23 protein-coding genes and 1 pseudogene are annotated in these 19,976 nt (G+C 70.7%); 13 read left to right on the top strand and 11 right to left on the bottom strand.

Annotated elements, in window-relative coordinates:
* Positions 1 to 360 (top strand): annotated as a pseudogene (locus ACIQU6_RS18805) (potassium-transporting ATPase subunit B); the annotation flags it as partial.
* A 26-nt stretch (positions 361 to 386) separates the two neighbouring features.
* On the top strand, positions 387 to 1,040 hold the full coding sequence (gene kdpC / locus ACIQU6_RS18800; RefSeq protein WP_403482742.1) for a potassium-transporting ATPase subunit KdpC: 654 nt from the start codon (positions 387 to 389) through the stop codon (positions 1,038 to 1,040).
* Here the strand turns inward: kdpC and ACIQU6_RS18795 are convergent.
* The gene (locus ACIQU6_RS18795; protein ID WP_403482741.1) at positions 1,027 to 1,776 is read right to left on the bottom strand and encodes a DUF4118 domain-containing protein; all 750 of its coding nucleotides are present in this window, start codon (positions 1,774 to 1,776) and stop codon (positions 1,027 to 1,029) included. The genes kdpC and ACIQU6_RS18795 overlap by 14 nt on opposite strands.
* Positions 1,777 to 1,984: 208 nt before the next feature.
* On the opposite strand from ACIQU6_RS18795, the gene ACIQU6_RS18790 reads away from it, so the two are divergent.
* Positions 1,985 to 2,770: a COG4280 domain-containing protein gene (locus ACIQU6_RS18790; protein ID WP_403482740.1), complete on the top strand. Its 786-nt coding sequence runs from the start codon at positions 1,985 to 1,987 to the stop codon at positions 2,768 to 2,770.
* Between the two features lie 11 nt (positions 2,771 to 2,781).
* Positions 2,782 to 3,039 carry a hypothetical protein gene (locus ACIQU6_RS18785; protein WP_403482739.1) on the top strand — a complete coding sequence of 86 codons (258 nt, stop codon included), beginning with the start codon at positions 2,782 to 2,784 and terminating at the stop codon, positions 3,037 to 3,039.
* A 172-nt stretch (positions 3,040 to 3,211) separates the two neighbouring features.
* Here the strand turns inward: ACIQU6_RS18785 and ACIQU6_RS18780 are convergent, their stop codons facing one another.
* Both ACIQU6_RS18780 and ACIQU6_RS18775 read right to left on the bottom strand, forming a co-directional pair.
* Complete coding sequence (locus ACIQU6_RS18780) at positions 3,212 to 3,397, bottom strand: hypothetical protein (protein ID WP_403482738.1); 186 nt, start codon at positions 3,395 to 3,397, stop codon at positions 3,212 to 3,214.
* 156 nt (positions 3,398 to 3,553) lie between these two features.
* Positions 3,554 to 4,279, bottom strand: a complete 726-nt coding sequence (locus ACIQU6_RS18775; RefSeq protein ID WP_403482737.1) for an SDR family oxidoreductase — start codon at positions 4,277 to 4,279, stop codon at positions 3,554 to 3,556.
* Between the two features lie 105 nt (positions 4,280 to 4,384).
* Between ACIQU6_RS18775 and ACIQU6_RS18770 the strand changes: the two genes are divergently transcribed.
* Positions 4,385 to 5,224: a LysR family transcriptional regulator gene (locus tag ACIQU6_RS18770; protein WP_403482736.1), complete on the top strand. Its 840-nt coding sequence runs from the start codon at positions 4,385 to 4,387 to the stop codon at positions 5,222 to 5,224.
* A 26-nt stretch (positions 5,225 to 5,250) separates the two neighbouring features.
* Here ACIQU6_RS18770 and ACIQU6_RS18765 read toward each other — a convergent pair whose 3' ends face one another.
* Positions 5,251 to 5,550 carry a 4-hydroxybenzoate 3-monooxygenase gene (locus ACIQU6_RS18765; RefSeq protein WP_403482735.1) on the bottom strand — a complete coding sequence of 100 codons (300 nt, stop codon included), beginning with the start codon at positions 5,548 to 5,550 and terminating at the stop codon, positions 5,251 to 5,253.
* Entirely contained in the window at positions 5,547 to 6,047 is a 501-nt protein-coding gene (locus ACIQU6_RS18760; protein WP_403482734.1) for an FAD-dependent monooxygenase, read from the bottom strand. Before ACIQU6_RS18760 ends, ACIQU6_RS18765 begins: the two co-directional genes overlap by 4 nt.
* Before the next feature lie 222 nt (positions 6,048 to 6,269).
* Here ACIQU6_RS18760 and ACIQU6_RS18755 point away from each other — a divergent pair, with 222 nt between their 5' ends.
* Both ACIQU6_RS18755 and ACIQU6_RS18750 read left to right on the top strand, forming a co-directional pair.
* On the top strand, positions 6,270 to 6,788 hold the full coding sequence (locus tag ACIQU6_RS18755; RefSeq protein ID WP_403482744.1) for a TetR/AcrR family transcriptional regulator: 519 nt from the start codon (positions 6,270 to 6,272) through the stop codon (positions 6,786 to 6,788).
* A gap of 165 nt (positions 6,789 to 6,953) precedes the next feature.
* Positions 6,954 to 7,259 carry a cupin domain-containing protein gene (locus ACIQU6_RS18750; RefSeq protein WP_403482733.1) on the top strand — a complete coding sequence of 102 codons (306 nt, stop codon included), beginning with the start codon at positions 6,954 to 6,956 and terminating at the stop codon, positions 7,257 to 7,259.
* Between the two features lie 65 nt (positions 7,260 to 7,324).
* Here the strand turns inward: ACIQU6_RS18750 and ACIQU6_RS18745 are convergent, their stop codons facing one another.
* Positions 7,325 to 7,954, bottom strand: a complete 630-nt coding sequence (locus tag ACIQU6_RS18745; RefSeq protein ID WP_403482732.1) for a GNAT family N-acetyltransferase — start codon at positions 7,952 to 7,954, stop codon at positions 7,325 to 7,327.
* Between the two features lie 170 nt (positions 7,955 to 8,124).
* On the bottom strand, positions 8,125 to 8,646 hold the full coding sequence (locus tag ACIQU6_RS18740) for a MarR family winged helix-turn-helix transcriptional regulator (protein ID WP_403482731.1): 522 nt from the start codon (positions 8,644 to 8,646) through the stop codon (positions 8,125 to 8,127).
* A 132-nt stretch (positions 8,647 to 8,778) separates the two neighbouring features.
* Here ACIQU6_RS18740 and ACIQU6_RS18735 point away from each other — a divergent pair, with 132 nt between their 5' ends.
* The 6 genes from ACIQU6_RS18735 to ACIQU6_RS18710 all read left to right on the top strand — a co-directional run bounded on the left by ACIQU6_RS18735 (position 8,779) and on the right by ACIQU6_RS18710 (position 16,985).
* On the top strand, positions 8,779 to 9,189 hold the full coding sequence (locus ACIQU6_RS18735) for a hypothetical protein (RefSeq protein ID WP_403482730.1): 411 nt from the start codon (positions 8,779 to 8,781) through the stop codon (positions 9,187 to 9,189).
* Entirely contained in the window at positions 9,186 to 10,700 is a 1,515-nt protein-coding gene (locus ACIQU6_RS18730; RefSeq protein WP_403482729.1) for an FAD-dependent monooxygenase, read from the top strand. The genes ACIQU6_RS18735 and ACIQU6_RS18730 overlap by 4 nt, the downstream gene beginning before the upstream one ends.
* Before the next feature lie 190 nt (positions 10,701 to 10,890).
* Positions 10,891 to 13,431: an ATP-binding protein gene (locus ACIQU6_RS18725; RefSeq protein ID WP_403482728.1), complete on the top strand. Its 2,541-nt coding sequence runs from the start codon at positions 10,891 to 10,893 to the stop codon at positions 13,429 to 13,431.
* A gap of 61 nt (positions 13,432 to 13,492) precedes the next feature.
* Entirely contained in the window at positions 13,493 to 13,906 is a 414-nt protein-coding gene (locus ACIQU6_RS18720) for a DUF3592 domain-containing protein (protein ID WP_403482727.1), read from the top strand.
* Between the two features lie 371 nt (positions 13,907 to 14,277).
* Entirely contained in the window at positions 14,278 to 15,087 is an 810-nt protein-coding gene (locus tag ACIQU6_RS18715) for an SDR family NAD(P)-dependent oxidoreductase (RefSeq protein WP_403482726.1), read from the top strand.
* A gap of 332 nt (positions 15,088 to 15,419) precedes the next feature.
* Positions 15,420 to 16,985, top strand: coding sequence for a Na+/H+ antiporter (locus ACIQU6_RS18710; RefSeq protein WP_403482725.1), 1,566 nt, complete (start codon positions 15,420 to 15,422; stop codon positions 16,983 to 16,985).
* A 28-nt stretch (positions 16,986 to 17,013) separates the two neighbouring features.
* On the opposite strand, the gene ACIQU6_RS18705 is transcribed toward ACIQU6_RS18710, so the two are convergent.
* The 4 genes from ACIQU6_RS18705 to ACIQU6_RS18690 form a co-directional block, all read right to left on the bottom strand.
* On the bottom strand, positions 17,014 to 17,346 hold the full coding sequence (locus tag ACIQU6_RS18705) for an NUDIX domain-containing protein (protein ID WP_403482724.1): 333 nt from the start codon (positions 17,344 to 17,346) through the stop codon (positions 17,014 to 17,016).
* Between the two features lie 69 nt (positions 17,347 to 17,415).
* Positions 17,416 to 18,189: a class I SAM-dependent methyltransferase gene (locus tag ACIQU6_RS18700; RefSeq protein ID WP_403482723.1), complete on the bottom strand. Its 774-nt coding sequence runs from the start codon at positions 18,187 to 18,189 to the stop codon at positions 17,416 to 17,418.
* A 652-nt stretch (positions 18,190 to 18,841) separates the two neighbouring features.
* Positions 18,842 to 19,030, bottom strand: coding sequence for a DUF397 domain-containing protein (locus ACIQU6_RS18695; protein ID WP_403482722.1), 189 nt, complete (start codon positions 19,028 to 19,030; stop codon positions 18,842 to 18,844).
* On the bottom strand, positions 19,027 to 19,866 hold the full coding sequence (locus ACIQU6_RS18690) for a helix-turn-helix domain-containing protein (RefSeq protein ID WP_403482721.1): 840 nt from the start codon (positions 19,864 to 19,866) through the stop codon (positions 19,027 to 19,029). The genes ACIQU6_RS18695 and ACIQU6_RS18690 overlap by 4 nt, the downstream gene beginning before the upstream one ends.
* Positions 19,867 to 19,976: the final 110 nt, after the last annotated feature.

Raw genomic sequence — 19,976 nt, 5'->3', positions numbered from 1 at the left:
GGCAAGCAACTCCTGATCACCCGGGGTGCGTTGACGACCTTCTCGATCGCCAACGACGTCGCCAAGTACTTCGCGATCATCCCCGCGATGTTCGCCAGCGTCTACCCGGGCCTGGACTGGCTCAACGTCATGCGGCTGCACAGCCCGGCGTCGGCGATCAGCTCCGCGATCGTCTTCAACGCACTGATCATCGTCGCGCTGATCCCTCTGGCGCTGCGCGGGGTGCGGTACCGGCCGTCGTCCGCCGCCGAGCTCCTCGGTCGCAACATCTGGCTCTACGGGCTGGGCGGCCTCGTCCTGCCGTTCCTGGGCATCAAACTGCTCGACCTCGTCATCCAGTTCATCCCCGGCCTGCGCTGACGGCCGGCGACGGGAGGAGAACGACCATGGCGCGTACCGCCGTTCCCGCCGCACTGCGCCACCACCTGGCGGCCCTGCGGATGCTGCTCGTGCTGACCGTGGTGACCGGCGTCGGCTATCCGCTCCTGGTCACCGCCATCGCCCAGGTCGGGCTCGCCGACCGGGCCAACGGCTCGCTGCTCAGGGCGCACGGCCGGCCGGTGGCCTCCCGGCTGATCGGCCAGAACTTCCGGCTGCCCACGGTCACTTCGGGCCGGGCCACGCTCCCGGACCCCGCCTGGTTCCAACCGCGCCCCTCCGCCGGTGGCTACGACCCCGGCAACTCCGGGGCCAGCAACCTCGGTCCCACCAACCCCAAGCTGACCAGGTTGATCCTGGCCCGTCGCAGTGCGGTCGCCGCCTTCGACGGCGTGCCGGCGGCCGTGGTCCCGGCCGACGCGGTCACCGGTAGCGGCTCCGGCCTGGACCCGGCGATCTCTCCGGAGTACGCCTACCAGCAGGTCCGGCGCGTCGCCGGGGCCCGCCGGCTCTCCCCCCTGCGGGTCCGCCGCCTGGTCGAACGCCGGCTGCACGGGCGCACGCTGGGCTTCCTGGGGCAGCCCTACGTCAATGTCGTCGAGCTGAACCGGGACCTGGCCGCCGCGGTCCCCGTCAGCCGTGCGGGCCTCAACGGGCGGTAGGGCTGACGGCTTCGAAGGCCGCCCCGACCTGGTCGGCCAGCGTCACCGCGACCAGCCGGGCGCCGAGCGGCGGCGCGGAGCCCGGGGCTCCTTGCAGCATGAACCGGCCGTGGAAGTGCCCGCCGTGGCTCACCCGCAGCTCGACCGGCTCGTCCTCGGGCAGCCCGTCCCGGTCGGCGTCCCAGTGGCGGCGCCCCCAGGCGATGGAGCCGTCCTCCAGCAACCGCGGCGGGTGTCCGATGAGCGTGCCGTACTCGAAGCGACAGCCGCTCAGCCCCAGCAGCCCCACCAGTTGCCGCCGCACGTGGTCGACCACCATGTCCGGGCCGGCGGCGGTCTCCACGAGCCGGGCGGTGTGGTGGATCTGCGCCAGGTAGTCGTCGTCGGTGATCGCGATGACCTTCAGTTCCCGGGTGTGGGCGGCGAGTTGGGAGACGGTGACGCCGACGGCGAGCAGCAGCACGGCGGTGACGATGTCGGCGGACTTGGTGATGGCGAACTGTTCGTAGGGCCGGGTGAGGAAGAAGTCGAACCACACCGCGGCCGAGAGGGCCGCGAGCGCACCGGCCAGCCTGTGGCCGAGGACGGCGACGGCCACCACGACGACGACCAGTACCAGGGCTGCGTTGGTGTTGGACATCCAGTCGCGGAACGGCAGCAGTGCCGCGCTGACCGCCGGTGGGAGCAGGAGCGCGGCGGCCAGGGCCGTCTGGGCGCGGGTGAGGTAGCGCACCATGGAAGTCACCTCCATCTCCGGTGTAAGCGCAGGCCGTCGCGTACGGGCCGGAAGCGGTCCGGCTTTGACGCGGCCTTGACGGGGCGCGGGGCTGGTGGGGCGGACGGTGGGCGTGCCACGCGGGGTGCGGCGGGCCGGTGCCGAGCGGGGCCGGCGTTCCGGCATCCTGGGCGGGCGGTGCGGCGTGCCGCGGGAGGAGGCGCCTTGGATGGGCGCGACATACGGTCTGGTGGCGGCGGTCTTCCTGGCCTCGGTGGTCGAGGCGGTGGAGGCGTTGACCATCGTGATGGCGATGGGGATGACCCGCGGTTGGCGGTCCGCCTGGGCCGGTGCCGGAGCGGCCGTCGTGGTGCTCGCGGCCTTCACCGCCGCGGCCGGCTACGCGTTGGCCACCTGGCTGCCGGAGGCAGCGCTCCAGTTGACCGTCGGCACGCTGCTGTTGGTCTTCGGGCTCCAGTGGTTGCGCAAGGCGGTGCTGCGCGGCGCCGGCCTCCGGGCCCGCCACGACGAGGAGGCCGCCTTCGCCGCACAGAGCTCCGCGGCCCGCGCGGCGGAGCGGACCACCCGCCTCGGGCTGGACTGGTTCGGCTTCACGGTCGCCCTCAAGGGCGTCTTCCTGGAGGGCGTGGAGATCGTCTTCATCGTGATCACGTTCGGCAGCAGCGCCCATAACGTGCCGGTGGCGGCCGGCACCGCGGTCATCGCGGCGCTCTGCGTGGCCCTCGCCGGATTCGTCGCCCACCGACCGCTCTCCCGGGTGCCGGAAAACACCCTCAAGTACGGCGTCGGGCTGCTGTTGACCAGCTTCGGCACCTACTGGGCGGTGGCCGGGCTCGGCGTCTTCGCGCCCGACGGACAGACCCTCGCCTGGTGGGGCCGCGACTGGGCGATCCCGGTGTTGATCGCGGCCTGGTTCGGCGTCAGCCGACTGCTGATCCGGGTCGCCCCCATCCTCGCCGCGCGCCCCGGTTCGCCCGTCGCCGGCCGGGACTGAAGGGAGCCGTCGTGCGCGTCGTCCTCTCCTCCTCGATCAAGGGGTTCCTCTCCCTGCTCAAGGGGTTCGCCCGGTTCTGGTACGCGTTCCTGGTCGGCGACGACGGGAAGATCGCCGGGACCGTGGTGGTGGTCCTGCTGCTCGGCCTGGTCGCACTACTCACCGGCGCCGCATCCGGCGGGCTGCTGGCCGCGGTCCTGGCCCTACTGCTGATGGCGGGCTTCGCGGTCGTGCTACTGGCCGACGCGCGTCGCCACAAGGGAAGTTGACCACCTGACCTGACCGTTTCGGCACGTGACCGGCGGCCCGTCGGCCCACCCCGCACAGACTCCCCAGCGCACCAGCAAGCCCATGCCTCCTTCACCGAGCGTGCGGTGAAGGAGGCATGGGCGCAAAGGCTCGTCCGGGAGAACGCCGGCTCTCGCTGCGGCGCCCTGGACGTCAGTCGCCGAGGTCGTCCTGGATGTCGTCCAGTGACTGCTGGCGGCCCTGCTGCTGGCGCTCTTGCTGCTGCTGACGCGCCTTGTCCTGCGCCTGCTGGCCGCGCTGCTGCGCCTGCTGCTTGGACTGCTCGGCCTTCTGCCTGGCCTGCTGAGCCTTCTTCTGCATGTCGTCCTTCATGCCCATGAGGGTTCGCTCCTTGAGTGGGATTGAGTCCAGGCTGACACCCGGCTGTAACCACCGCATCCGGAAATCTCACACTCCGTGATGACCCCTTGAACGTCCCTCGCTGTTGCCCGCATCGGACACGCCCTGGAAGAACCCGGACGGCCGGGGGCTACGTCACCAGGGCACCTCCCCCGCCTCGTCGAAGAACCGGCCGGTCGGGCCGTCGTCGGGCAAGGTGGCGAGTCGGATCGCGATCGCCGCGCCCTGTTCGGGGGTGCGGACGCCGCTGAAACCGTTGAGGTCGGTCGCGCAGTAGCCGGGGCACCCGGCGTTGATCAGGACGTTCGTGTCGCGCAGCTCCTTGGCGTACTGGACGGTGACGGCGTTGAGGAACGTCTTCGACGTCGCGTACGCGGCGGAAATGGGCCCCGTCTCGGCGCCGGGGGTGGTCTGGCGGGTGAGCGATCCGACGCCGCTGGACACGTTCACGATCCGCGGCGACGTCGAGCGGCGCAACGACGGGAGCATCGCGTTGGTGACGCGGATGACGCCGATCACGTTCGTCTCCACGACCGCCCGCACCGTCGCGGGGTCCACCATGGTCGGCTCCTGCGGCACGCCTCCGGTGATCGCCGCGTTGTTGACGAGCACGTCGAGGCGTCCGGTGCGCTCCTCGACCAGGCGGGCGGCGGCCGTCACGCTCGCGTCGTCGGTCACGTCGAGCGGCACCGCGAAGGCCTCGACGCCGGCCGCACGCAGCTTCGCCACGGCCGCCTCGCGACGCTGCTCGTCCCGCGCGCCGACGCCGACGCTCCAGCCGAGGGCGCCAAGGCCGGCCGCGATCTCGTATCCGATGCCCTTGTTCGCGCCGGTGACCAGCGCGGTCGTCTGTTCGTTCATACGGTCAATCCTGTTCGGGACCCCAAGGAGTCTCCAACACCGATTCGGTAGGCGGCGATACCGCGCGAGTATCGAGCCTGGTCGGAGCCTGGGTACAGTGACGGCATGGAGACGCGGGAGCTTCGGTACTTCGTCGCCGTCGCCGAGGAACTGCACTTCGGACGGGCCGCGCAGCGGCTGGGTATCGCCCAGCCCCCGCTGTCGCGGGCGATCGGCCAGCTCGAACGGCGGCTCGGGGCAACGCTGTTGGAACGCACCAGCCGCGGCGTGACCCTCACCGCCGCCGGGGCGGTGCTCCTGCGGGAGGGCCGGGCGGCGCTGGATGCGGTCGCGGCCGCCGAGCGCCGCACCCGCCGCGCCGCCACCGGCCGCCCCGCACTGGTCCTCGCCACGAAGGCCGGCGCGTCCAACGAACTGCTGGCGAAACTACTCGGCGCCTACACCGCCGAGTCGGGTGCGGTCACCGTCGACGTGCTCCTGTGCGGACCCGGCGAGCAGGAACGGCTGCTGCGCGACGGGCGGGCGGATGTGGCGCTGCTGCACCGGCCGTTCGACTCGACGGCCGGGCTCGACACCGAGGAGCTCTTCACGGAAGGACAGGTCGTGGTCCTGCCTGCCGGGCATCCCCTCACCGGCCGGCCCCACGTGCAGTTGGCGGAGGTCGCCGCACTCCCGGACCTGCCGTTGCCGCGCTGGCCGGGCGCCGACGGCAGGTATCCCGACGGCCCCGGCCCGCAGGTCCGGGACCACACGCAGCTGCTCCAACTCATCGCCCTCGGCCGGGCTTGCGCGGTCCTGCCGGAGTCCTGCCGAGCCCACCTGCGCGACGACCACGCCACGGTGCCGGTACTCGACGCGCCCAGGGTCACAACGGTCATCGCGTGGCCACCCCACAGTCGCTCCCGAGCCGTCGCCGACCTCGTCCGGACCGCGATGGCGCTCTGATTCCCTGACCGGTCGTCGCTGGTCGTTCAGTTCAGGCCAGTGAGGAACTCGCTGAAGAGTCGGTTGGCGCTCTCGGAGTCGTAGAGGCGCTCGAACTCGGCCCGGGCGAGGCGGCGTCGGAATGCGCCGCGGTAGGAGACGTCTCCGGCGTCGTGCACGAGGTCGGTGAACCACACGGCGAAAGCCTGGTAGTTCCAGACGTGCTTCAGGCAGGTCGAGGAATACGCTGCCAGCAGGCTGGTGTCCTGCTCCTTGACCTGTTGGAGCACGGCCGTAGCGAACACGTCGGCGTCATGCAGGGCGAGATTCATGCCCTTCGCGCTCATGGGCGGCACGATGTGCGCGGCGTCTCCGAGTTGATGGTCCGCGACACGCCCGCGTTGTCGCGGTAGCGCACGCGCGGTCGGAGGCCGGTGATGTTCTCCGGTGTCACTTCCTCGGCTTCGAAGCGGAGGTCGCCGCCGTCGCTGACGAACACGTCGATGAGGTTGTGTACGAGCACCTGTTGGGGACAGAAGCGCCCCTCGCCGTTGTCGTCGGCCAGGTACGTGTAGGGCCGTGTCCGGCCGTCGATGCGGAAGTTCAGCACCGGCTCGACGGGGACTCCGCCGAGGACCCGGTCCGCCAGGCCCCACTGGCGGAACATGCGCGCCGCACGGAAGTCGATGACACCCGCGCGCTGCCGCTGCTCGACGTACTGGCGGCTTCGCCGCTCCAGTACGACGCAGTCAATCCCGCTGCGCAGGAGGAAGTTCCCGAGGGCTAACCCGGCGACTCCCGAACCCACGATCACCACGGTGGTGTTCTCGTTCCTCACGGACATGGAAAGTGCTCCTTCAACTTGCTGCACCGGCCCCTGATGAGGCTGTTCCGTTGCGCCGACCCCTGAGGTTCCGGGCGCCCGGTGCGACGGAAGTAGGGCTTCGCGGAGGGCAGGGCCGGCTGCACCCCTGGCCGTACCGTGCGGTTACGGGCAGTTGGCGGCAATTGAGGGCATCTCGCCACGCGTGCTTGGCGCACCGAGACGCGACACAGGGAGAAGGTCCTGCTGGCCGCTGAGCACGTGTTCGCCGCGAAGGGTGCGGCCGCCTCCACCGAGGAGGTCGCCCAGCGGGCCGGGGTAAGCATTGCCACCGTCTTCCGGAACTTCGCCACCAAGCAGGACCTGATCGAGGCAACCGCGGTGCGCTGCCTGGAGAAACTGACCGCCGAGGCGCTGCGGCTCACCGACCGCGAGGAGCCCGGAACGGCGCTCGCTTCCATGGTGAGGACCTTCGCGGCAGCCGGGCCCGTGAAGATGACGCTGCTGGACCTGCTGCCCCCTCATGGCGCCGACGGCGAGGGCCTGTCCCGCCCGGTCGCCGAAGCGGCTGACGTCTTCCACGCGGCCGTCGAGGGCACGCTCCGTCGCGCCCAGGCCGCGGGCGCCGCCCGGCCGGAGGTCACCGGCGACGACATCTCCCTCCTCCTGCGAGCCCTCGCGCACGCCACGGACCTCGCCGAAGCCGAAGCGCTCGACCGGGCCGTACGCATCGTCCTCGACGGCCTCGGCGTACCGCGCTGACGCCGGCCGTCTTCCTCTCCCGGCCGTGTCGGGGAGGTTTTGCCGAACGGTCGACCAGCAGTGCGCCGCCGTGTCGTAACGTCACTGCATCCCTTGATCACGAACGCGGGCGGCTCCGGCGGGTCACTCACCCCTCCGGCGACGCGGCCCGCCAGGAGGCTTGCCATGAGCGTTGTCGACATACAGAGCACGGCCACGGAACTGCCGGACCCCTGGAGTTCGCTCCTGCTCGGGCAGGTCGGGAGTACGGGCGTGAAGGTGCTCCGGATGGACGGACGCCCCTTGGGCCCGGAATCCCATGACACGGCGGAAGCACTGCTGGTGGCGGACGGCACGCTACAACTGGTGGCCGACGGCTTCGAAGTCGAAGTGCGCAGCGGGGAGATGTACCTCGTCGAGGCGGGAGTGAAGCATGCCGTGCGCCCTGGCAGTCACGGCACACTCGTTGTCATCGAGCACGTTTCGGAGTGACCATCAGGGTCTGTGGAGGGACGGGCCCGCCGGGTGGAAGTACAGCGGGGAGACCGGGCTCGCCGTCATCCGGCAGGCGCTGGACCGGGGGGTCTCGGCGGGCTCGACGGCAACGCCGAGTTCTGCGCCCACGACTGCTGCTCCCACTGCTCCTTGGTGATCTCGTATCGGACGACCCCGTGCTCGGAGCCCTCGATCGCCTCCATGCCGGAGGGAGTAGGGCGGGTGCCCGCGAGCGTCATGTCGAGCTTCTCCATGACGTTGCGCGAACCGTCGTTCACGGACATCGTCTCGGCCCAGATCGCGCGCACACCGAGCTCGGTGAACGCCGTGCCCAGCAAGGCCCGCGAGCCCTCGGTGGCATACCCCTTGCCCCAGGCCGCCTGCCGCAGTCGGTAGCCGAGTTCGACTTCGTCCAGCGGGCCCTCCGGCTCGGGACGCAGGATGAACCAGCCGATGAACGCACCGCCGTGCTTCTCCTGCGCGGCGAACAGTCCGAGGTCACCGCCCCACTTCTCGTAGCCGGCGAGGATCCTCGGCAGGTAGCGCTCGCGGACGAGCTCCGGCGCGGTCGGAATGCCGCCGGTCAGATAGCGCATCACCGCCGGGTCGCTGTCCAGCTCGATCAGCAGGTCCGCGTCATCGGCAGTGAAGCGGCGCAGGGCCAGGCGTTCGGTCTCCAGGTAGGTGTCCACGAGTCGATCGTGCCCGACGCAGGTCGGGCAGCCCAACGGCTTTCCTCGGCAACTCGGGGGGCCTTGCCATGACGTCGAATCACCGTGTCCGATCGCGCTCGGTCAGGGCTCTTCAGCAAGGCCCCCTCAACGTCCCTTGCGGGGAGCCCCCGGCAGTGCCGCGTACGGCATCAGCCCGCCTGCCCCGCCTCCCCCGCTTCCAGGTCCGCCAGCACGGTGCGCAGGTCGGCGTTGACCCTGCGGCGCTGGGCGGGGGAGAGCGCGGAGAGCATCCGTAGTTCGGTCTCGGTCTTGGTGGCGAAGACCTGCATGGCTCGGCCGCGGCCCTCCTCGGTCAGGGTGACGGTCACCGAGCGCCGGTCGTGGGCGGCGAAGTCGCGCAACACCCATCCCTTCGCTTCCAGTCTGCGCACCCGGTTGCTGACGGCGCCGGAGGTGAGCTGCATCTGGCGGGCCAGTTCGCCCGCGGTGAGCTGCCCGTGTGGGGCGCGGCTCAAGCAGGCCAGCAGTTCCAGCTCCCACAACTCGATGTCGTGCGGGGCGAGTTCGCGCTTTATCTCCGTCTCCAGCCAGTGGCTGACCCGCCGGAGCCGGTAGGCGAGCGCCTTGGCCTCCAGCAGGTCGGGCTCGAAGGTGTCGGCGAGGACCTCCACCATGTCGTCGACGTAGTCCGTGCGTGGCGTCTGGCGCATCTTCCCTCTCCCGACCGGTGTCCGAAATCCGGTATCCCTGCGATGGAATAGGGCTCATTATATGAACGTTCTCGTAATCTGGGAGCTCACATCCAGTTCCAGGAACTCGTATCCAGGAAGGTCGGGAAGCTGATGAGTTCGCTACGACAGAGGGTCGGGGCCGTGGTCACGCTGGCGGGGGTCGCCGCCGTGGTGCCTTCGGTGTGGCAGACGGCCACCCACATCACCGACGAGACGTACCGTGCCCCGGAAGCGCGCCACGGAGAGGGGCACGTCCAGTACCACATGGCGCGTGAGGTGTTGATCTCCGCAGGTTCGGTCGGCGTGCTCGTGATGGGTGCCCTGGCCGGTCAGAACAGGAGCCGTGCCGTGTGGCGGGGCATGGCCGCCGCGGCTGCCGGGATCGGCGCCGCGCTGTGGTCCGGTGGACCGACCACGGGCGTATGGGCCCCCAACCGCAAGGCGTTGCTGATCCACCTCGCGTCCACCACGGGGCTCGGCGTGGGTGTCGCTCTCCTGCGCCCGAAGGCGGGGCACCGATGAGCGCCCAGGTCATCGTCGCGGGCGGCGGGCCCGTCGGGTTGCTGACCGCGGCCCTACTGGACGCCGCCGGCGTGCGCGTCGAGGTCTTCGAGCGCAACGAAGGTCCGAGCGAGCACTCCAAGGCCACCACCATGCATCCGCGCACGTTGGAGGTGCTGGCCACGGTCGAGACGGCCGGCGGGCGCCGGTTGGTCGACGTCCTCGTCGACCACGGCACGCCGCTGCCCAGTGCCCACTTCGCCGTGCTGCCCGACAGGCTCGACTACTCCGGCCTGGACACGCCCTTCCCCATGGTGCTGCTGATCCCCCAGGCCGACACCGAGCGGTTCCTCGCCGATCACCTGCGGTGGCGCGGCGTCCCGGTGCACTACGGGCAGGCGGTGCAGGGGTGGGAGGAGGTTGACGGCGGACTGCGTGTTCGGGCTGGCGACCGGGCTCACACCGCCGGCTATCTGGTGGGGGCCGACGGCGCGCACAGCCGCGTGCGCAAGCTGGCGTCGATCGCGTTCCCGGGCATGGCGCCGACCGCGGTGGGATTCGTCGCCGACGTCGACCTCGCCAACCCGCCCGTCACGGCACGGCAGTTGTGGCGCCACGACACCGGCTTTGTCAGCACCGTGCCGATGCCGGGTGGCATGTGGCGGGTGTTTGGCACGGAGGTCGGTGATACGGGGCTGACTGCCGAGGAGGTGCGGCAGCGGCAGGCCGAGCCGTTCGGCCTGGAGGAACTGCGTGCCGCCTTGCGTCGTATCGCCGGCACCGACTTCGGGCTGCGCGCCGCGCCGTGGATCTCCCGGGCCACCGACGGTACCCGCCGCGCCACGCGGTACCGCTCCGGGCGCGTCCTGCTCGCCGGAGACGCCGCCCACGTCCATCTGCCGGCCGGCGGGCAGGGGCTCAACGTAGGGCTCCAGGACGCCACGAACCTCGCCTGGAAGCTCGCGGCCGAGATCCACGGCTGGGCTCCCGCCCATCTGGTCGACGGCGCTGGTTCCTACGAGCACGAACGCCGGCACGTGGCGGAGCAGCTCATGGCCAACACCCTGGCACAGGGGGCGTTGATGCACACGTTCACGGCCGCCGGGCAGGCACTGCGTGACCTGGTCAGCGGTCTGATCGGTCGTGGCGGCGACACCGCCGAGGAGTTGGCCGGATCGCTCTCCGGCCTCAGCGTGAGGTATCCGCAACCCGAGGGCACTCACCCCCTGGTGGGCACCCGGGCGCCGGACCTCCCCCTCGCCGGTGGCGGGTCGCTCCATCGGACGCTGCGTCATGACCGTTATCTGCTCGTGGACTTCACACCGGACGGCCGCTTCGCCGAACTCGGCACCCCACATGTGGAAGTGCGGGCGGCGCCCTCGCCGGGCGGTACGTGGTCCACGCTGAGCGCCGTCCTCGTCCGGCCGGACGGATATCTCGCGCACGCCACCTCGTCCGCCGATCCCCTCGACCTGACGGAGGCGCTCGCCCAGTGGACCACGGCGACCGGGGCCACCTCGTCGGTGACGTGATCCGGGGCATGAGCCGGTGACACCGCCCCCTCAGCGGATCAGGAAAACGTCAACATCGCGCCGTTTCATCGTGTTTCGGCCGGCCCGGTGTGACGATGACAGGCAACCCATGTCCGCTCGGCCGCCCGAGGTCCCCTCGCCGAACCAGGCGTCGTGGGGCCGTGCTGGAATGGCGAGGGAGGGACGTTCGGTGGCGCCGAGAGTGGACGCGGCCGAGGTGCCGGGCGATCGGCCGGGGAAGCTGAAGGTCTTCCTCGGTGCCGCGCCGGGGGTCGGCAAGACGTACCGGATGTTGGACGAGGGACGCCGCCGCCTGAGGCGCGGCACCGATGTGGTGGTGGCGTACGCCGAGTGCCACGGTCGGCGGCACACCGAGGAGATGCTCCACGGGCTGGAGCTGGTGCCGCGGCTGCGGCGCACCTACCGCGGTTCGACGTTCAGTGAGTTGGACCTCGATGCCGTGCTCGCTCGTCGGCCGGCGGTCGCGCTGGTCGACGAGTTGCCGCACACCAATGTGCCCGGCGGCCGGAACGCCAAGCGCTGGCAGGACATCGACGAGCTGTTGGCCGCCGGGATCGACGTGGTGACCACCGTCAACGTCCAGCACCTGGAGTCGTTGAACGACGTGGTCGAGAAGATCACCGGCGTGCCGCAGCGGGAGACCGTGCCCGACGAGGTGGTCCGCCGTGCCGATCAGATCGAGCTGGTGGACATGCCGGCCGAGGCGCTGCGGCGGCGCATGGCGCACGGCAACGTCTACCAGCCGGAGAAGGTCGATGCCGCGCTCGCCCACTACTTCCGCATCGGGAACCTCACGGCCCTACGGGAGTTGGCGCTGCTGTGGGTCGCCGGGCGGGTGGACGAGACGCTGCAGAAGTACCGTTCCGAGCACGGCATCGGCACGGTCTGGGAGACCCGGGAGCGGGTGGTGGTGGCGCTGACCGGCGGTCCGGAGGGCGAGACGCTGATCCGTCGCGCGGAGCGGATCGCGGACCGCTCGTCCGGCGGTGACCTGTTGGCCGTCCATGTCGCCCGCAGCGACGGGCTGGCCTATGCCTCCCCGGCCGCGCTCGCCAAGCAGCGGGCGCTGGTCGAGAAGCTGGGCGGCAGCTACCACTCGGTGGTGGGTGACCATGTCCCCACCGCGCTGCTGGACTTCGCCCGTGCGGAGAACGCCACCCAGCTCGTGTTGGGCACCAGCCGCCGTAGTTGGTTCTCGCGCCTGGTGGCGCCGCGCGGCATCGGTGAGGACACCGTCGAGCTCTCCGGTGACATCGACGTCCACATGGTCACCCACGAACGGGCCGGTCGCGGCCGCCGGTTGAAGATCCCCGGCCGGCAGCTGCCGCACGCCCGCCGGATCGCCGGGCCGGTCGGCGGCCTGGTCCTCCCCATCCTGCTGACCGTCGTGCTCACCCACATCCGCGGCACCCTCAACCTCAGCAGCGAGGCGCTGCTCTTCCTGATCAGCGTCGTCGGCGTGGCCTGCCTCGGCGGCGTGGCCTCCGCGCTGTTGGCCTCGCTCACCGCCTCCCTGCTGCTGAACTACTACTTCATCCCGCCGACGGACGAGTTCACCATCACGGAGCCCAACAACGCGCTGGCACTGGTGGTGTTCGCGCTGGTCGCCGTCACGGTGGCCGCCCTGGTGGACCGTTCGCTGCGGCTGTCGCGGCGCGCCGCCAGTGCCACCGCGGAGGCGGAGACCCTCTCGTCGATGGCCGGGAACATCCTGCGGGGCGACCAGGGGGTGTCGGTGCTGCTGGACCGTACCCGTGAGGCGTTCGGCATGGAGTCCGCCGAGCTCGTCCCGCGCACCGATCCGGAGACCGAGGTGGACGCGGAGGACACCGACCTGGTGAAGGTGCCGGCCGGGCCGGACCGGTCGCTGATCCTCCGCGGCCGTCGGCTGCCGGCCTCCGAGCACCGGGTGTTGACCGCCTTCGCAGCCCACCTCGCGGCCGCGCTCGACCACGCCCGCCTCATGGAGGCCGCGGCCGAGGTCGAACCGGTCAAGGCGGCCGACCGGTTGCGCACCGCGCTGCTGGCCGCGGTCAGTCACGACCTGCGGACGCCGCTGGCCAGTGGGCGGGCCGCGATCAGTTCGTTGCGCTGCCCGGACGTGGACTTCTCCGACGCGGAGCGGAACGAGTTGCTCGCCACCGCCGAGGAGTCGCTCATCGAGCTCAACCGCCTGGTCGACAACCTCCTGGACATGAGCCGGCTCCGTGCCGGCGCGTTGACGCTGCACCTGCAACCGACCGCGTTCGCCGACGTGTTGCCGCTGGCGCTGTCGACGCTGGCCGCGGCGCCGGTGCGGGTCGAGTCCCGGGGGTTGGCCGAGGTCCGCGACGTGCTGGCCGATCCGCCGCTGTTGGAGCGGGTCCTCGCCAACCTCGTCACCAACGCGGTGCGGCACTCCGGGTCGGCGGAGCGGGTGTTGATCACCGCCAGCGCGCTGGGCTCCCGGGTCGAACTGCGGGTCATCGACCAGGGGCCGGGGTTGCGCCCGGAGGACCGGGACCGGATCTTCGTGCCGTTCCAGCGGCTGGGCGACCGCGACAACACCAGCGGTCTGGGGCTGGGGTTGGCGCTCTCCCGTGGCCTGGCCGAGGCGATGGGCGGCACACTCGACCCCGAGGACACTCCCGGTGGCGGGCTCACCATGGTCCTCTCGCTGCGGGCCGCGGCCGCCGAGGAGGCGACGGAGCGGGCGGTGGGGGGCGCCTAGCCCCGGAGCGGGCGCGGGGGAACGGAACTCCAGGCGGGGGAAATCCGGACGGAGGTACGCGGTGGATGGGGTGGCGGTGCTGGCGGTGTTCGCCGCGTTCGGCGGTGCGCTCGCCCTGGTCGCCGGGGTGTACGGGCTGCGGCACGTGCGCCGGGTGCAGCGGACCGGAGTGTGCGTGCCGGCCCTGGTCATGCAGGCGCCGAGCCGGGGTGCCGAGGAGCCGGTGCGGCCGCGCCCGTTGCTCCAGTTCGTGACGGACGACGAGCGGGTCATGGAGGTGGTCTGTCCCGTCGCGTCGACGCCTCGCCGTCCGCTCGCCGACGGTGACCGGGTGCTCCTCCACTACGACCCCGCCGATCCGCGCTCGGTCGTCGTCCGGAACCGGGAACGCCTGGGCGTGGAGCGCGCGTTCATCGCCGCCGGCGGGACCGTCCTGCTGCTCGCGCTGGCGCTTCTGGTTGTCGTGGCGCTCTGATCATCACCGCGGACGGTCGGCGTCCTCCGCCCGCCGCGCCGCAGGTCATCAGGGCTGCGTCAAGAGGAGCCGGGAGTGCTTGCGGCCGTGCCCGGCCCGGCATTTGATGGTGGCGTGAACAGCGCCTGGCTCCTTCTCGACCGTCCGCCTCATCCGGCGGCCCCGCGTCGTGCGCCGCGCTGCCCGGAGGGCTCTGCCTCCCGCTGAGCCGTCTTCCGGATCCTAACGGGGCGTCACGATCCGCTCGGGCGCCCCGTTTCCGTGCTTCGGCACGCCCGTGCCCGTACGTCGTCGCCCGTTGAGGCAGCGACTCCGGCGTACCCGGGCGCGGCGCATCCTTCCCTTCCGCCCTCCCGACCCAGACAGGAATCATGTCCGTCTTCGACCTTTCCTCCCGTACCGTCCTGGTCACCGGAGCCACCTCCGGCATCGGTTACGAGACCGCCCGACAGCTCGCCGAACGCGGCGCGACCGTGCTGCTCCACGGTCGGACCATCGAGGAGGCCCTGGCGGCGGCCGACGCTCTCGTCGCCACGGCGGGGCTGGACGCCGCCCGACTGATCGGCCTCGGCGCGGACTTCGCACGCCTGGAGGAGGTCGAGGCGCTGGCCCGACGGGTCGTCGCCGACCACCCGCACCTGGACGTGCTGGTCAACAACGCGGCCACCGCGGCGCCCGAGCGCCACACCCTCACCGCCGACGGCAACGAACTCGCCTTCCAGGTCAACTTCCTCGCCCACTACCTGCTGACCTGCCTGCTGGAGCCGGCGCTCACCAGCGAGCCCGGCGGCCGCGTGGTCAACGTCTCCTCCTCGCTGCACCGCACCGCCTCCATCCAGTGGAGCGACCCGCAGCGCGCCCGCCGCTACTCCCGGCTCGCCGCCTACGCCCAGTCCCAACTCGCCCTCACCGTCTTCGCCGCCGACCCGCGCGTCGCGGCCGTCTCCGTCCACCCCGGCATCTGCGAGACCGGCCTGCTGCCGCTCTACGGCGTCGAGGGCGGCCCGGCGGCGGAGGGCGCGGCCCATGTGGTCCGGCTCTGCGACCCGGCCGTCGAGATCGTCAACGGCGCCTACTACGACCGCGACCAGCGCGTCGACCCGGCGCCCGTCGCCACCGAAGACCGCACCGTCAGGCGCCTCAACAAGCTGGCCGACGAGCTCGTCGCCCACCACGCCTGACTGCCGCTTACGCACCACACCCCGACCCACCGAAAGGACCCGTCGTACCGATGTCCAAGCGCGCCCGTAAGAAGAGAGCCCGTCGCAAGAAGAACTCCAACCACGGCGGCAAGGCCGGGCAGGGCTGAGGCCGAAGTGGCGTGGCCCCGGGGCGGGTTGCCGTCCCGGGGCTCCGTCATGACGCCCCCTCAATCGCGGCCGCGCATACGGACACGTGGCGCGTAGGAACTATGGCAGAGACCCGATAAAACCCGATAGGTTTCCTTGCGGGGTGCCGGGAAGTCTGGTCGGCGGCGGTTCCATGACGGCCGAAGCCACCGAGAGACGAGCGCGTGACCGAACTTACTGCCATCCTGCTCCTCGTCGGATTCGCCACCCTGGTGGCCACCGGCGCCCGCCACTGGCGCATCCCCGCCCCCTCGTTGCTGGTCGTCGGCGGGGTGCTCATCGGCCTGTTGCCCTGGCTACGGGACATCCAGGTGGCGCCCGAAGTGATCAGCGTGGTGGTGCTGCCGCCGCTGTTGTACGCGTCCGCCGAGGACATCCCCTGGCGCGAACTGCGGCTGGTGTGGCGGCCGGTGACCGTTCTCGCCTTCGGACTGGTGCTGGCCAGCGCGGCGGCGGTGGGCGTGGTGGCCTCCGCGGTCACGCCGCTCTCCCCCACCATGGCGTTCGTCCTGGGCGCGGTGCTGGCCAGTACCGACCCGGTCGCCGTGACCGCCCTCGGCCGCAAGATCGCGCTGCCGCCGCGGATACAGGTGATGGTCCAGTCCGAGAGCCTCTTCAACGACGCCACCAGCCTGGTGCTCTTCAAGGTCGCGGTGGGCACGGCGGTCGCCGCGAACGCGGTCACGCTGCCCTCGGCCGGCGGCCAGTTCCTGCTGTTGGGCGGGGGCGGGGCGCTGGTCGGCGGCGCCGTCGCGGGCGCGGTCGCGCTGATCCGGCGGCGGACCGAGGACCCGATACTGGAGACGGTCATCGCCCTCGTCACCCCGTACGCCGCGTACGTGCTCGCCGAGGACCTGCACACCTCCGGCGTCACCGCGGTGGTGGTCGCGGGGGTGGTGCTCGGCAGTACCGGCCACAAGCTCACCAACGCCACCATCCGCCTCCAGGTGCACGCCGTCTACGGCACCGTGGTCTTCCTCCTGGAAAGCGTCGTCTTCGCCCTGATCGGGCTGGAACTGCCACCGCTCGTCCGCCAGTTGACGCCGGACGAACGGTCCTGGCCGTTGGGGCTGCTCGCGGTGGCCGGCACGGTGCTCGCCGTTCGGCTCCTCGGGGTCCTGCCGCTCTCCGTCATCATGCAGCGGCGCCGCGGCAACGGCACGGTCACCTGGCGCATCCCCGCGGTGGTCTCCTGGGCCGGCACCCGTGGCGTGATGCCGCTGGCCGCCGCGCTGTCCATCCCGTTGACCGCCGACGGCGGCGGCCCGCTGCCGCACCGCCCGTTGGTCCTCGTCCTGACCACCGGCGTGGTCGTCTTCACCCTCGTCCTCCAGGGCTTCACCCTGGCGCCGGTCGTGCGCTGGTCCGGGATCGCGCTGGAGCCGGAACACACCGCCCGGGAGGAGGCCCGCGCCCGCGCCGGTCTCGCCAAGGCGGGCCTGAGCTGCCTGGACGACCTCGAATCGGCCGAGGCCGCGCCCACGCCGGTCATAGACCAACTACGGCGCGGCCTTCTGGCCCGGCTCGACCAGGCCGACGCCGACCAGGAGGACGCCACCACCACCGAGTGGACCTCGGCCGCCACCTACCGCGAGCTGCGCCGCACCGTGATAGCGGCCGAATCCGCCCAACTCCACCGGCTGTACGCGGACAACCACATCAGCGACACCACGCGTCGCAGACTCCAACGCAGCCTGGACCTCGAAGAGGCGGGGTTGGGGGACGACTAGCGTGTCCGATGGGTCAGTCCCGCGCCCGTCACGTGGTGGTCCCACGCATCCGGGACGTCCGCGTCGCCGGCCACCTCCAGTTCGAAGAACGTGGTGTGACGCGGAGAGCGTCGGATCGGGTGCGGGGTGTCTCCTCCGCGATCGGGCGCCGCACCCGAACGCACGTCACCCCGCTCTCCTCTGCCACTTCCCGCAACACCGCCTCTTCCAGCGGCTCCTGCGGACCCCCACCCCCCGCCGGGACCTGCGTGCCGGACGACAGGTCCGCGTCGTGATCGAACACAGGCAATTCCACCGGCCGTCCCGCGCGCCGACGCAGCACGTAGGCAGCGACACGGATACGCAATGTCAACTCCCGCATCCCGGCAGCGTAGGTGTCGCGTCGGCGCGTTCACGAGCGATGCGCCAAGTTCAAGGAGACAGCTCCTCGCTAGACGTCCGAGCCGTTGGCCGTGGGCGGCACCTCGACAACGAAGAACAGGAAGCACGGCTTGGTCGAAAGTTCCTGGAAGCCGTCGGGGAAGAGTTCGCGGGCGGCCGGGTCGGGCTGCGGCTCGCTGAGGGCGGTGAGGCGGAAGCCCGCGGTGGTGAAGGCATGGAGCATCGCGTGCAACGGCTTGCGCCAGAACTTCATCGGGACGGTCTGCCCACCGAAGGTCCAGTCGAAGGTATAGCTGGTGGTCGCGAAGTAGTCGGGACGAGGTCCCTGGATCGTGTAGGCCACGATCGGGTGATCCACCGACGCGATCAGCCGGCCGCCCGGCCTGAGCACGCGCCGCAACTCGGCCAGGGTCGGCCCCCAGTCCTCCAGGTAGTGCAGGACCAGCGAGGAGACCACGTCGTCGAACGCACCGTCGCCGAACGGCAAGCGGTCGCGAAGGTCGACCTGGTGCAGGTCCGCGTCGTCACCGAGCCGTCGCCTGGCCAGTGTCAGCATCCCGGCGCTGGCGTCGATGCCGGTGACAACGGCGCCGCGGTCCCGCAGTGCTGCGGACAGGGGCCCGGATCCGCAGCCGGCGTCCAGGATTCGCCGGCCGGCCACGTCTCCGGCGAGGTCCAGCATCGCGGGCCGCGCGTAGTACGCGTTCACAAGGCTGCGCTCGTTGTCCGCCGAGTACGCCTCGGCGAAGCTGTCGTAGTCGTTCACCCGGGCCGAATCCGCAGACCGGTCGAGGCGCTCGGGCACATCGGTTACGTGATCCATCGCGGCAGCCTAGTGAGTCACTGGTCACCCGAGCCGCCGGATAGGCCCTATCGCACCGCCCCACCGCTCAACGTCAGATTCAGAAGCGGTCCCGGAACTTGACGCCGGCCACCAACAGCCCGACCAGCGCCACCGCCACCAGCACCCCCACGATGTGCTCCGCGCTCACCACTTCACCGCCGGCACGACCGCACCACCGCAACCATCCACCACGGGTTTCCTCCTCGTGCGCTGCACCCGATCCGGTCCCGGTCCGCCCGGTCCCGGTCTCCGTCCCGGTCCACCGTGGCGGCCGGATCGACACCGGGCGAGCACCGGCACCACTTCCCTAACGGGATCCGAACGTCGCAGACACTCCTTCGGCCACCGGGCCGGAAGGCGCCCGGCGCACGAAGGGGCACGCCACCGTCAGCATGCACAGCCGCAGCGACTCGGCGAGGAAGCTCGCCGCCGAGTACGCCGCGCTCGGCCACGACGTCTCCGCCGCCACGCGGTCTGCGCCTACCGCAGATCGTGCAGACCGGCTACGCGTCGGCACGAACGGGCGCGCCGGTGCCTACGGACGGCTGACAGCCAGCGAGGCCCCCGTTCCTCCCTCCCTCTTTCACCGGAGGAAGGGAAGAACGGGGGCCATCGTCACTCTGACGCCGCCTCACGCCTCACGCTTCACCTGATCCACAAACGCCGACCAGGACAACGCAGAGAAGCTCAGAACCGGGCCCTGAGCATCCTTACTGTCACGAACGGGGACGGCACTGCCGAAGTTGGTGGCGACCTCTATGCATTGGCCGCCATTGCCACTGTAGGAGGACTTGAACCAGCGGGGGGATTCGGACTTCACTGGTAACCCTTTCGAAGCTGATCGATCAAGACCACAGATGCCGCTTGGGAGAGCGCTTCGGCCTGCAACTGATGGTAGGCCGACAGTATCGGCACTACGGAAGCCCCATCTCGTTCGAGGTGCCCCCGCTGCGCCGACTCGGCGTAGGACATGATCGAGCGGTCCGACATGGTCAGTACCGTCACAGGCAGGCTGAACGGTCGCCGCGCGCCCATGCTGAACGGGGCAATCTGCAGCACGGTGTTCGACATCTCGGCGAACTTCAGGAGCCGATCAAACTGGGCATCCATGACCGCGGGGTCATCCCCCATCGGCCGGCGAACGCAGCTTTCGTCAAGTACCGCATGGATCAAGGGCGATGGGGTGCGGACTAACATCCTCTGCCTTCGCGTCACCAGCTCTACTCGTTCTTCGGCTTGCTCGGGTGTGATGGCTTCCCGCCGTACTGCGTCAGCTTCCAGAGTTGCCGCGTACTCAGGCGTCTGGAGCAGGCCAGGGACCACGCCGACTTCATACAGCCTGATCTCCACGGCGCGACCCTCGAAGCTCACGTATTCGGGAAACCCTTCCAGCAGGCTGCCGTGTTTGATCTCGCGGTACTCACGCTCGAACGCGTCTGCTGTACCTACAAGGCCGAGCACAGCGTCGGCGCTACGCGAAAAACGAAGGGTCGGAGACTTCCGCCCCGTTTCCACCGCCGAGATATGGACGCTGGAGTAACCCATGCGTTCGGCAAGATCCTCCTGCGTCCAGCCGCGCGCTTCCCGCAGGCTGCGTAGACGCGCCCCGAAGGCCGCCTGAGGCGAGGCGTCCGGGTTCAACTCCTTGCGATTCAAAGGGCATTCACCAACTTTCCGTCCCCTTCTGGGACGTTGAATGGTTCCCCGACTGTACGCCACGCTGAGTCGACCCGGTGACGGAATCACCACGGAGAGGCACGGAGGGC

Source organism: Streptomyces sp. NPDC090442, from assembly GCF_044769405.1.
Lineage (GTDB): Bacteria > Actinomycetota > Actinomycetes > Streptomycetales > Streptomycetaceae > Streptomyces.
Note: the sequence above shows the minus strand (reverse complement) of the source record. Positions and strands in the feature narration are given on the sequence as shown.

What these genes read in the sequence shown, in the direction of transcription:
- ACIQU6_RS18775 (WP_403482737.1), bottom strand. Translation starts at nt 4,279, where the DNA reads ATGAACGAACAGACGACCGCGCTGGTCACCGGCGCGAACAAGGGCATC.
- ACIQU6_RS18730 (WP_403482729.1), top strand. Translation starts at nt 9,186, where the DNA reads ATGAGCGCCCAGGTCATCGTCGCGGGCGGCGGGCCCGTCGGGTTGCTG.
- ACIQU6_RS18715 (WP_403482726.1), top strand. Translation starts at nt 14,278, where the DNA reads ATGTCCGTCTTCGACCTTTCCTCCCGTACCGTCCTGGTCACCGGAGCC.
- ACIQU6_RS18780 (WP_403482738.1), bottom strand. Translation starts at nt 3,397, where the DNA reads ATGGGCATGAAGGACGACATGCAGAAGAAGGCTCAGCAGGCCAGGCAG.
- ACIQU6_RS18705 (WP_403482724.1), bottom strand. Translation starts at nt 17,346, where the DNA reads ATGCGGGAGTTGACATTGCGTATCCGTGTCGCTGCCTACGTGCTGCGT.
- ACIQU6_RS18700 (WP_403482723.1), bottom strand. Translation starts at nt 18,189, where the DNA reads ATGGATCACGTAACCGATGTGCCCGAGCGCCTCGACCGGTCTGCGGAT.
- ACIQU6_RS18760 (WP_403482734.1), bottom strand. Translation starts at nt 6,047, where the DNA reads ATGTCCGTGAGGAACGAGAACACCACCGTGGTGATCGTGGGTTCGGGA.
- ACIQU6_RS18750 (WP_403482733.1), top strand. Translation starts at nt 6,954, where the DNA reads ATGAGCGTTGTCGACATACAGAGCACGGCCACGGAACTGCCGGACCCC.
- ACIQU6_RS18765 (WP_403482735.1), bottom strand. Translation starts at nt 5,550, where the DNA reads ATGAGCGCGAAGGGCATGAATCTCGCCCTGCATGACGCCGACGTGTTC.
- kdpC (WP_403482742.1), top strand. Translation starts at nt 387, where the DNA reads ATGGCGCGTACCGCCGTTCCCGCCGCACTGCGCCACCACCTGGCGGCC.
- ACIQU6_RS18770 (WP_403482736.1), top strand. Translation starts at nt 4,385, where the DNA reads ATGGAGACGCGGGAGCTTCGGTACTTCGTCGCCGTCGCCGAGGAACTG.
- ACIQU6_RS18790 (WP_403482740.1), top strand. Translation starts at nt 1,985, where the DNA reads ATGGGCGCGACATACGGTCTGGTGGCGGCGGTCTTCCTGGCCTCGGTG.
- ACIQU6_RS18740 (WP_403482731.1), bottom strand. Translation starts at nt 8,646, where the DNA reads ATGCGCCAGACGCCACGCACGGACTACGTCGACGACATGGTGGAGGTC.
- ACIQU6_RS18795 (WP_403482741.1), bottom strand. Translation starts at nt 1,776, where the DNA reads ATGGTGCGCTACCTCACCCGCGCCCAGACGGCCCTGGCCGCCGCGCTC.
- ACIQU6_RS18735 (WP_403482730.1), top strand. Translation starts at nt 8,779, where the DNA reads ATGAGTTCGCTACGACAGAGGGTCGGGGCCGTGGTCACGCTGGCGGGG.